At 58.0% G+C, this 11632-nt stretch carries 9 protein-coding genes; 6 read left to right on the top strand and 3 right to left on the bottom strand.

Annotated features, from left to right (window positions below; genetic code table 11):
- The 3 genes from ACJO3M_RS09680 to ACJO3M_RS09670 all read left to right on the top strand — a co-directional run.
- Positions 1-221: hypothetical protein (locus tag ACJO3M_RS09680; RefSeq protein WP_407001188.1), on the top strand; the 221-nt coding region annotated here is incomplete at its 5' end.
- Between the two features lie 195 nt (positions 222-416).
- Complete coding sequence (locus tag ACJO3M_RS09675; RefSeq protein ID WP_407001187.1) at positions 417-1469, top strand: ferredoxin reductase; 1053 nt, start codon at positions 417-419, stop codon at positions 1467-1469.
- A gap of 9 nt (positions 1470-1478) precedes the next feature.
- The gene (locus ACJO3M_RS09670; protein WP_407001186.1) at positions 1479-2666 is read left to right on the top strand and encodes a fatty acid desaturase family protein; all 1188 of its coding nucleotides are present in this window, start codon (positions 1479-1481) and stop codon (positions 2664-2666) included.
- A gap of 41 nt (positions 2667-2707) precedes the next feature.
- Here the strand turns inward: ACJO3M_RS09670 and ACJO3M_RS09665 are convergent, their stop codons facing one another.
- Genes ACJO3M_RS09665 through zwf form a run of 3 tightly spaced genes read right to left on the bottom strand, consistent with a single transcriptional unit; the run spans position 2708 to position 5570 of the window.
- Complete coding sequence (locus ACJO3M_RS09665) at positions 2708-3355, bottom strand: bifunctional 4-hydroxy-2-oxoglutarate aldolase/2-dehydro-3-deoxy-phosphogluconate aldolase (protein ID WP_407001185.1); 648 nt, start codon at positions 3353-3355, stop codon at positions 2708-2710.
- A 33-nt stretch (positions 3356-3388) separates the two neighbouring features.
- On the bottom strand, positions 3389-4108 hold the full coding sequence (gene pgl, locus ACJO3M_RS09660; RefSeq protein ID WP_407001184.1) for a 6-phosphogluconolactonase: 720 nt from the start codon (positions 4106-4108) through the stop codon (positions 3389-3391).
- On the bottom strand, positions 4095-5570 hold the full coding sequence (gene zwf / locus ACJO3M_RS09655; protein ID WP_407001183.1) for a glucose-6-phosphate dehydrogenase: 1476 nt from the start codon (positions 5568-5570) through the stop codon (positions 4095-4097). The genes pgl and zwf overlap by 14 nt, the downstream gene beginning before the upstream one ends.
- A 184-nt stretch (positions 5571-5754) precedes the next feature.
- Between zwf and ACJO3M_RS09650 the strand changes: the two genes are divergently transcribed.
- The 3 genes from ACJO3M_RS09650 to pulA all read left to right on the top strand — a co-directional run bounded on the left by ACJO3M_RS09650 (position 5755) and on the right by pulA (position 11593).
- Positions 5755-6627, top strand: coding sequence for a MurR/RpiR family transcriptional regulator (locus tag ACJO3M_RS09650; RefSeq protein ID WP_407001181.1), 873 nt, complete (start codon positions 5755-5757; stop codon positions 6625-6627).
- Between the two features lie 275 nt (positions 6628-6902).
- Positions 6903-8189, top strand: a complete 1287-nt coding sequence (lamB, locus tag ACJO3M_RS09645; protein ID WP_407001180.1) for a maltoporin LamB — start codon at positions 6903-6905, stop codon at positions 8187-8189.
- 248 nt (positions 8190-8437) lie between these two features.
- Entirely contained in the window at positions 8438-11593 is a 3156-nt protein-coding gene (gene pulA, locus ACJO3M_RS09640) for a pullulanase-type alpha-1,6-glucosidase (protein ID WP_407001179.1), read from the top strand.
- Positions 11594-11632 lie beyond the last annotated feature (39 nt).

Below are 11632 nucleotides of genomic sequence, written 5' to 3'. Positions count from 1 at the left end.
TGACCGCCGTCCCAAACAAAAATGATCACAAAGACCACTATCCACTTTTTCAACCACCCTTCCATACCACTGATTTAGAAAGGAAACTTACAGGTATCTACAAACGCACCCAGTTCATGGTCGCAATGATCATTTTTCCAGTTGTCAGCCCCCTCCCCGCCAACCAACCGCTGAAAACTTTCAGCGCCAGAATGCCACCGGTAGCTTCGGCTGATAGCTAATCAGGCCATATGGCATTGGTGGACTCTATAGAGGTGGAGGGCTCTTAACCCGTGTACTAGCTTGAAGTAGGTCATGCAGTACACAACTTCGGCTTCAATGCATTTTTTCAGAGTATCGTAGTTATGGTAAGTCCAGCTCAGCAGACTCCCGACCCGGAAACCACGTGGCGACAAAAACTGTCAGGCGTTCTGGATATGTTCGCCTTTCCTTTGCGCACCTCCCATTACGTCGAACTGGTCAACCCGCTCTGGAGCACCCACCAGATGCAGGCGCAGGTCGTCGATGTGTGGGACGAGACCAAGGATGCTCGCACCATTACCCTGCGCCCTGGCGTGAACTGGCGATTGAACCGGCCCGGACAGCATGTTCGCATCGGTATTCCTGTTGAGGGCCGACACTATACCCGCACCTACACGATATCCTCTCCGCCGGAGCGTAATGACGACTGCTTTACGATCACCGTGAAGATTATCGAGGGAGGGCGCGTATCCAGACATATCGTCCGCAATATCAAAGTCGGTGACTACCTGCCCATAGGTCTGCCCCAGGGCGACTTCTATCTGCCAGATGCCTCTCCGATCCAGCCCCTGTTTATTACAGCCGGTAGCGGGATCACGCCAGCCATGAGCATGATACGAAGTCTGGTTGCGCAGGAGCGGTTGCCGGACACGGTGCACATACATTACGCACCTCACGAGTTCGATGTGATCTTCAGTAAAGAGCTGCGACAGCTCGCGGCGGATAAGGCGCAGTACCACCTCCACGAGGTGCACACCCAGGAACTTGGTGAACAGAAACAGACCAGGGGCTATTTCAGTGAGGAGCAGTTGGAATCGCTCTGCCCTGACTGGAAAGAGCGGGATTGCTACGCCTGTGGCCCCCCGGGGCTACTCGCCGCTCTGGAAGACCTGTATGAGCAGGCTGGACTCAGGCGCCGACTGCATATTGAGCGTTTCCTGGCGGATTTTGCCGAGGTACCGAAAGACGCCGTTGGCGGCAAGGTCCGCTTTGCCCTGAGTAACCTTGATGTAGACGCCGACAGCGAAACCAATCTGTTACGGATTGCCGAAGACGCTGGTATGAATCCGCCCCATGGCTGCCGTATGGGTATCTGCCATACCTGCAACACCAGGCTGGTCTCGGGTTGTGTGCGTGATTTACGTACCGGCGAGGTGTTGAACGAAGCCGGCGCCATTGTGCAGACCTGTGTGTGCGCCGCTGCTGGCGACTGTGAATTGGATCTTTAGGAGTACACGATGGCTACCAAGAAACCCCTGCCGGTGGATCTTACCGACGAGCAGATTGACGAATTCGGCCGTGAAATGGAGGCGATTTATGATGACATCATGAAGAGTCGAGGTGAGAGTGATCGCCAATACATCCTGGGGCTGATCCGGACGCAGAGAAGCATGGCCCTGATTGGCCGTTTGTTTATGTATGCGGGTCTGTTCTTCCTGCCTGCCTGGTCCCATGCGCTGGCCGGCTGGACCGCGACATTGCTGATCATGGGGCTGGGTACGTTCATGCTTGGCATTGCCAAGATTCTGGAAAACATGGAAATTGCCCATAACGTCCTGCATGCGCAGTGGGACTGGATGAAGGATCCCGATATCCAGTCCAATACCTGGGAATGGGACACCATGAGCCCGTCGGATCGCTGGATGCATTCCCACAACGTGGTTCACCACACCTGGACCAATGTCCTGGAGAAAGATCTCGATGTCGGATACGGCATTATGCGGGTGACGCCTTTGCAGGAGTGGCATCCCAAATATCTGCCCCAGCCTGTTTATTTCATCCTGCTTATGCTGTTCTTTGAGGAAGGCGTAGCGTTGCATGAACAGGCCCTGGTGGATGTGATCGAAGGCCGCAAGAAGGCATCAGAACTCAAGCCACTGGCGAGCCGTATCGGGCGCAAGATCTGGGGTCAGGTTCGCAAGGACTACATCATGTGGCCTGGACTGGCGGCATTGATCGCCGTGCCGGTTTCCCTGTTTGTGCCGGCCTCCCCTTTCCTGGTCTTCGGGCTGGTGGCCGGGGCGAACTTCATCGCCAACATCATGCGCAATATCTGGGCCTTCATGATCATATTTTGCGGCCACTTCCCCGAAGGCGTGTATAACTTTACCCCCGATCAGGTGGAGGGGGAATCCCGTGGCCAATGGTACCTTCGTCAGCTCCTCGGCTCCGCCAATATTACCGGAGGCAGTCTGTTCCATGTGCTCTCCGGTAACCTGAGCCACCAGATTGAACACCACCTGTTTCCTGACATGTGCAGCAATCGATATCCGGAAGCCTCCCAGCGGGTGCGGGCCGTGGCTGCCCGCTATGGCTTGCCATACAACCGGGCATCCCTGTGGCGGCAGTTTGGCACTACCTGGCTGAAAAACTTACGGCTGGCATTTCCAGGGGGCAGACCACAACCGGAAGTCGCCCGCGCCTGACGCGAGCCCCCGATGAACTGTGGACCCTGCCCCCGGAAAACTCAGAGGTCCTCCAGACTTCCACGGGCAACCTCTGTGATTGTTGCCCAATCCTTGGAAGCAATCGCGTCACCCGGGGTCAGCCAGCTTCCACCGACTGCCTGGACGTTGCCCAGGGCCAGGTAATCCCTGGCGGTGTCGCGACGGATACCGCCTGTCGGGCAGAAGGTGACGTCCGGGAATGGACCGCTGAAGGCTTTCAGGGCTGGAATGCCACCGGCGACTTCGGCCGGGAAGAATTTGAATTCCCGATAGCCGAGGTTATATCCCACCATCAGTTCGGAGATGGTGGAGATTCCCGGCAACAGCGGGGCTTCGGAGGTCAGACCGAACTCCAGGATGGCTTCGGTAACGCCCGGGGTGATCACAAACTGCGCACCGGCCGCCTCTACCTGACGGTATTGGGCGATGCTGGTAACGGTTCCGGCGCCAACCCAGGCGTCAGGAATGGCTTTGCGGACCCGCTCTATGGCTTTGACGCCGTGCTCGGTGCGCAGGGTAATTTCCAGTACGTTGATGCCGCCGTCCACCAATGCCTGGCACAGCGGCACCGCGTCATCAAGATCGTGAATGGCGATCACCGGGACCAGAGGTGAAGACTCCAGCACGGCCCTGACTCGCTCACGGTGGAAATCGGATAGTTGATTCATGGGTCTACTCCATATTGAAATTCGGGGGCGGGCTCAGGGGCTCCAGAACACTTGCAAACCGGGCTTCAGGAAGCCGCGAATGGGCATGGCCATGACGTCATCCGGGGTGTCCAGCGCCTTCTCCAGGGTATCCAGCTTATCCGTGCCTTTAAGATGCAAGGCGATAAACCGGGCATCGCGCAGGGCCGGCCAGGTCAGGGTGATTCGCTTTTGCGGTTGCGACGGTGGCGTCATGGCGGCAACGATATCCCGGCATTCCGGGTCCATTGCGTGGGGCAGTTCTACTGCATCCGGGAACAGGGAGGCGGTATGACCATCGTTACCCATGCCCAGAATCACCACATCCAGCGGCAGCGACAACCCGGCGAGTTCGGCTTTGACGGCGTCCAGCCCCTCTGCCGGCGTTGCACCGGACTGCTTCAGGGACAGGAAACGGGCCTCGGCCGCATTGTTCTGCAGCAGGGTTTCCTTCACCAGTCGGGTGTTGCTGGCCGGATCGGTTTCCTCAACCCAGCGCTCATCCGCCAGCAAGACATCCACCCGCCCCCAATCCAGCTCCTTGCGGGACAAGGCTGTGAAAAACGGCATGGGCGTTGATCCGCCGGACACCACCAGGGACGCTCGCTCGGCCTCCGCCAGACGTTTCTTGAGGAAACCCGACACCGTCTCTGCCAGCTCAAGGGCTACTTGTTCCGGTGTTTCTCCAAACCGGGGCTCAACACCCCGGGGGAACTGAATATCAGGCGTCTTCATACCAGCTCCTCCCATCCCTGGTGATCATGGCGATGGAGGCAACCGGCCCCCAGGTGCCTGCCGCGTAGCGCTTGGGCGGTTCGCCACTGTCATTCCAGTTGCCAATCACGCGGTCGACCCAACGCCAGGCATGCTCGACTTCATCACGGCGAACAAACAGGTACTGGTTCCCTTTCATCACCTCCCACAACAGGCGCTCATAGGCATCCGGGATGCGATCGGTATGGAAGGTTTCAGAGAAGGTCAGCTCCAGCGGCCCCTGACGCAGCCTCATGCCTTTGTCCAGGCCCTGGTCCTTGGTCAGGATTTTCAGGGACATGCCTTCATCCGGCTGCAGGCGAATAATCAGCTTGTTGTTCGCCAGGTGCTTCTGATCCGGATCGAAGATGTAGTGAGGGGCCGGCTTGAAGTGAATAATGATCTGCGAAAGCTTTTCCGGCAGGCGCTTACCTGTCCGGATATAAAAAGGCACGCCAGACCAGCGCCAGTTCTCGATCTCCGCCTTCAGCGCCACGAAGGTCTCCGTGGGGCTGCCCTTGTTGGCACCTTCCTCTTCAAGGTATCCGGGCACCGGTTGGCCATTGCTGGTGCCTGCGGTGTACTGGCCGCGCACCACATGGCTATCCATCAACTCAGGCGTGATTTCTCTCAACGCCTTGAGCACCTTGACCTTTTCATCACGAATGCTGTCCGCGGAAAGGTCCGATGGCGGGTCCATGGCAATCAGGCAGAGCAACTGCAGCAGGTGATTCTGGATCATGTCCCGAATCTGGCCAGCCTTGTCGAAGTAGCCCCAGCGGCCCTCAATACCAACGCTCTCGGCCACTGTGATCTCAACATGGGAAATGTGGTTCTGATCCCACTGGGAGGCGAACAGGTTGTTGGCGAACCTCAGTGCGATCAGGTTCTGGACCGTCTCCTTACCCAGATAATGGTCGATGCGGAATAGCTGATCTTCACGGTAAACCTCACCCAGCTCATCGTTGATAACCTTGGATGACGCCAGGTCGTGACCGATCGGTTTCTCGACTACTACGCGGGTCTGATCCGTGCAGCAGTTGGCACTTCTCAGGTTGCGCGCGATGACACCGTACATCGACGGTGGCGTCGCCATATAAACAATGAGATTACCTTCAGGTGTCCCGCGCCACTCGTTCAGTGCGTCATACCCATCCGGATCGGTAAAGTCCAGGTACAGGTACTCCACCCGTTGCAGGAAGGATTCGACCAGGGCTTCGTCAAATTCGTGGGGTTTAACATGTTCCCTGAGCTTGTCCTGGAGCAACTTTCGTGCGCCTGCCGTATCGACCTTATTGCGGGCGATCGCCAGAATCCGACTCCCCGGATCCAGCAGACCAGAGCGCTCCAGCTGATACAGTGCGGGAAAAAGCTTACGCTGCGCCAGGTCACCCAGCGCTCCAAACATCATCAGGTCACAACGGGTACTGTTGTTATCGGCCATTGGTTCCGTCTCTCATTCCAAACCACAATGTAGTAATATTAAACAAATAATGACATCGAAATCCGGTCATTCCAAGAAAAAAATCCATATTTTGATATTTTTACTACCGCATAATCGCTGAAAACACGGTATAATCAGCGCAAAATGTCACCACGAACGCCGATGATCCAGGGAGTACCCTTTAATGGCTGCGAACCAGGCGAACCGCGACGATAATCTGATTGAAGACATCCAGGCGCGACTGGACAGTCTAAACAAGTCCGAACGCAAGGTGGCCGAGGCCATCCTACGCGATCCCACCGCCGCAACCCGCTACAGCATTGCCGCGCTTGCCCGAGCAGCCGATGTCAGCGAACCCACCGTTAACCGGTTCTGCCGCGGCTTCTCCGCAACCGGCTTTCCGGACTTCAAGATCCGGCTGGCCCAGAGCATCGCCACCGGCACCCCCTATATCGGCCAGAATGTCGAACCAGACGACACCGTGGCCGAGTTTGCGGACAAGATCGTGCTGAGTACCATCGCGAGTCTCGACAAGGCGCGCCAGGCGCTGGACCCCAAAGCCCTGGCAACCGCGATTGATTACCTGATTCAGGCGAAACAGATCAACTTCTTCGGTATGGGTGGCTCCGCACCCGTAGCCCTGGACGCCCAGCACAAGTTTTTCCGCTTCAACATTCCGGTCATGTCTTACGACGATGCACTCATGCAACGCATGGTCGCTGCCGGTTCAGCCACCGGTGATGTGATCGTAATGATCTCCTACACTGGCCGCACAAAAGAAACCGTGGACATTGCACGAATCGCCAGGGAAAACGGGGCAACCGTTATCGGCATCACCAATCCGGACTCTCCCCTCGGCGATGTCTGCACCGTCGTACTCGAGGTAACCGCCCCGGAAGACACCGAGGTTTACATGCCAATGTCCTCAAGGATCATTCATCTGACCGTGATCGACATCCTGGCAACCGGCGTCACACTCAAACGCGGTGCGGACTTTCTTGGCCACCTGAAGAAAATCAAGGAAAGCCTGAAGCCAACACGCTTCCCATCGGAGTAACCCTGCCAATAAGGTAGCAGAGCGATTGGTTGAGGGGCTCATCCTTCTACGCCCCTCCTCCCCCTGAAAACTACCCCCCCTTTTTCTCCGGCATGGAGGATGCACCCACCGCTATGTTGCAGGACTATGAAATCCGGTTTCCCAATGTCCGATTGGCAGAAGCTGCAATCGAGGGAACCGGAAGTCAGATCCGGACACGGCAGCTCACAGTATGCGTCAACCGGAGATTCCGCTTCCCTGACATTCAAAAAAGACAAAAAGCACAGGACCCTATGATGCAAAACAATAAGCGCTTCCTTGCACAAAAACTCCCCCTGGCTGCGGCAGTGACGGCAGCCATCATGGCGACACCCGCCGTAGCGGTGGATTTTCACGGCTATGCACGGGCCGGCGGCTCTACCAACCTCGGCAGCGGCGGTGAACAGACCTGCTTCGGCAACGGCGCTACAGGCCATTATGTCGGACGTCTGGCCGATGAGTGCGACACCTATGCAGAAATCAGCCTGGGCGACGAGCTTTACAACGAGGACGGCCGATCGTTCCGGTTCGAGTCCATGGTGTCGTATGGCGCGAGCGACCAGGGCAATGACTTTCAGAGCTTTTCAAGAAGCGACGTTGGTGGCGGCTATGACGGCGGCGACATCGCCTTGCGCCAGCTCTACATCGCCGGTGACAACGTCATTGAATCCCTGCCCGGCTCTACCCTTTGGGCAGGCAAACGTTACTACCAGCGGCTGGATGTCCACCACCTGGATCTGTACTACCTGAACAACTCCGGTTACGGCGCCGGCGTTGAAAACATTTCCGCCGGGCCTGGCAAACTGTCCGTAGCGTACGTCAATCACGACAATCCCGACGGCGACACTGCCGAGATCGTCCAGAACAACAAGTTCGATCTTCGATATGCCCTCCCACTGGGTGACAGCACTCTCACGCTGGCCGGCGTTTACGCCATGGCGGACCTGACCGAACAGCAGGAAGATCTTGGCATTGAAGACGAGGACGGCTACCACTTCCTCGCCGAACTCGCATCAGGCTTCATGGGCGGCTTCAACAAATTCGTTGTCCAGTATGGCGCCGACTCCATGGGCTTTACCGGCTTTGAAGCCGGCGGTCCCGGCCGTGTCGACAACGGCAACGTGGCAGGCTACCTGGAAAGCAGCTGGCGCATTCTGGACCACGGCGTGGTCAAGCTAGGTGATAAGTGGGAAATGGGTTACTCCGCCCTGTACCAGCAAGGCAAGCCCTTTGACTCAGCCCAGGATGATGCCGAACGCATCAGCGTGGTGGTTCGCCCGACCTATAACTGGAGCCCGATCAGCAGCACCGCGATCGAAGTAGGCTACGACGACGTCACGTTCAACGGCGTGGATGCCGAATCCCAGGATCTGCAGAAAATTGCCATCGCCCAGCAATGGCAGGCAGGCCCCGGTTACTGGGCTCGCCCGGTCATCCGCACCTATGCAGCCGCCTTCTTCGGTGATCAGGCTGAAGGCGCGCGCGGTGGCGAGGGTATCGACGGTGATATCCAGATCGGCGCCCAGATCGAAGCCTGGTGGTAAGGCTCTAAACTCCACACTCTCTCGTTGGACCTCCTTGGGCCGGCTTATCAGCCGGCCCTTTTTTGTGGACATCTGCCCGTCCCTTTCTCCTCCCCATACGCCGCGCAAGCTACGCCTCCAAAAGTCTGCTTCCGAAGGATGTGCCCTGCCCGGGTTCACGCAACCATGAAACCGTGACGTTTGCGCTCTGGCATTGTCGGTGCGCAAAGCACATTTCAAACAAAAACAATGGAAAAAGGATATTCGTTATGCCTGACCATAAACTGGTTGCAGGCGGCTGGGCCCTGGTGTTTTCACTGGCTCTGGTCGGCTGCAACAACGATAGCAGCAACTCTTCTCCCGATTCCGGCGATAGCGAAGGCGGAAACTCAACTGCCCTGCTGGAACCCGGTGAGAACGAAGCAATTCTCTACTACAAACGTCCTGAAGGTGATTACAGCGGCTGGGGCCTGCACCTGTGGAACGACGCCGCGTCCGGCTGTGACGGCCTGGCCGATGACGTGCCAACGGAATGGAGCAACCCGCACACCTATAGCGGCGTCAATGACACTTACGGGGCCTACTACATCATCCCCATGCGCGATGGCGGAGACTGCATCAACTTCATCATGCACAAGGGTGATGAAAAGGACCTGGGTGATGACAACAAGCGCTGGCACTTTGATGCCCTGGGCAACCGCATTTTTACGCTCAGTGGCAGTGAGTTGTTATCCCCCGAGCCGATTGAAGCCGAGGGCCTGACCATCGATGGCGCCAGGGCACACTGGCTGGATGCCAACACCCTGGTGTTTGCGGACACCGGTAACGCAACGCGCGTAGAGCTCCGTTACGATGCCAGCGCGGGTATCACCGTCGATGATGCCGACAAGACCCTTCAAAACGGAACCACCATCCAACTGAGCGCCACAACCCTGTCGCCCGAGCTGGAACAGGCCTTCCCCCACCTGGCAGGCTGGCCTGCCTATTCCGTGGATACAGATGCGCAAACCCGGACGGAGGCCTTGCGCAGCCAACTGGTAGCCGGCGCCTATAACAGTGACGATGAACTGGTATCCGCCACGCGCGTGCAAATTCCCGGTGTACTGGATGATCTGTACGCCTACGATGGCTCCCTGGGCGCGACGGTTAACGGCGCCGACACCGACTTTGCCGTGTGGGCGCCAACGGCACAAAGCATGCGCTTGCACGTATTCAACGCCGACGGCAGCATGGTCAGCGGCTACCCTGTCGACATGACACGCAACAATGGTGTCTGGGAGCACACCGGCAACACCGCGGAGGTTGATCGCAAGTTCTACCAGTACGAGGTGACGGTATACCATCCGCGCACCGATGCCATCGAAACCACGATGACCTCGGACCCTTACGCCCTCAGCCTGTCAGAAAATGGCGTGTATGCGCAGGTGGTCAACCTGGATGACAGCGATCTGAAACCGGCCAACTGGGACAGCCTGAGCACACCGCCCATGCAAGCCCCGGAAGACGTCGTGGTGTACGAAACCCATATTCGGGATTTCAGCGCCACGGATGAAACGGTGGCCGCAGCCAACCGTGGCAAGTACGCGGCGTTCACGGAAACCGCCAGCGATGGCATTGCTCACCTTGAAGCCATGGCGAATGCGGGCATCACCCACCTCCACCTGTTGCCGGCGTTTGATATCGCCACGGTCAACGAAAATCCGGCGGAGGTCGTCAACCTGGACGATGATTTCAGCAAGCTCTGCGACCTGTCGGATGAGGCAGCGGAAAACTACGCCGGCCACTGCAACAGCGGAAACACCGTCCGCACGGTACTGGAGTCATTCGACCCGACAACCGGTGATGCCCAGGCGCTGTACGGAACGTTCCGCGGCCTGGACAGCTTCAACTGGGGCTACGACCCGGTCCATTACACTGTTCCGGAGGGCAGCTATGCCTCGGATGCCGACGGCGTAACCCGGATTCTGGAGTTCCGCCAGATGGTACAGGCGGCGACCGGGCTTGGCTTGAATGTGGTTCTGGACGTGGTTTACAACCACACCAATGCGTCCGGACTGGCGGAAAAGTCGGTACTGGACAAGCTGGTGCCCGGCTACTACCACCGCCAGAACCCCCAAACCGGCATGGTTGAGCAGTCCACCTGCTGTGAAAATACCGCATCCGAGCACCGGATGATGGAAAAACTGATGGTTGACTCCCTGGTGACCTGGACTTCCGAGTACAGCATCTCCGGCTTCCGATTCGACCTGATGGGTCACCACATGTTGTCCAATATGGAGAAAGCGCTGAATGCAGTGAAAGCGGTTGATCCGGATACTTACTTCTACGGCGAGGCCTGGAACTTTGGCGAGGTGGCCAATAACGCTCGCGGCGTCAATGCCATCCAGCCCAACATGGCGGGTACCGGTATCGGCTCATTCAATGATCGATTGCGCGATGCTGTGCGTGGAGGCGGCCCGTTCGACGGCGGTGATGCCCTGCGGGCCAATCAGGGCTTTGCCAACGGACTGTTCAGCATTCCCAACGATCGCAACAGCGGAAGTGACGCGGAGAAGGAGCGTCTGCTGCAGATCAGCGACTGGATTCGTATCGGCATTGCCGGCAGCCTGAGCAACTACCCTCTGGTGACGGCGGACGGGGCCACCAGAACTGGCGCGGAGATCGACTACAACGGTCAGAACGCCGGTTACACCGCCGACCCTCAGGAAATCATCAACTACGTATCCAAGCACGACAACCAGACACTCTGGGACAACAACCAGTACAAGGCCGATTTTGCCACCACACGCCAGGAGCGCGCCCAGATGCAGGTGGTCGGTCTGTCGGTGCCCATTCTCAGCCAGGGTATTCCGTTCATCCATATGGGCTCGGAGCTGCTGCGCTCCAAATCCATGGAGCGGGACAGCTACGATTCCGGAGACTGGTTCAACGAGGTGGACTTCAGCTACCAGGAAACCGCCTGGAATCGCGGCCTGCCCCGGCAGGACAAGGATGGCGCCAACTGGGAACTGATTACCGAGATCATCGGCCAGTTTGCGACCGGCCCCACACCGGGCGAGATCAGCTACACCCGTGAACAGGTGGAGAAACTGCTGTCGGTGCGCAGCCAGAGCGAGCTATTCCGGCTGCAAACGGCTGAACAGGTCAGCGAGCGCCTGAGCTTCCACAACACCGGGGCTGATCAGCTACCCGGCGTGATTCTGTTCAGCCTGGACGACGGCCCGGATAACGGGCTGGCCGACCTAGACAGCGATGTCGACCAGATTGTGGTGGTTATCAACGGCACCGGATCAGAGCAATCCCTGGACACCGGCCTGAGTGGCACCTTCACAGTGATGACTGACACGTCACCGACGGCAAGCGCCGCGGCAGCGAGCGGCACCTTCACAGTGCCCGGGCTGTCCGTCGCCGTGTTCAGCAGATAATTATGCTATCAAGGCACCCGTTTGACGGGTGCCTTTTTC

It is taken from the genome of Marinobacter alkalisoli, from assembly GCF_045449795.1.
GTDB lineage: Bacteria > Pseudomonadota > Gammaproteobacteria > Pseudomonadales > Oleiphilaceae > Marinobacter.
This window is presented reverse-complemented; position numbering and strand designations above follow the sequence as displayed.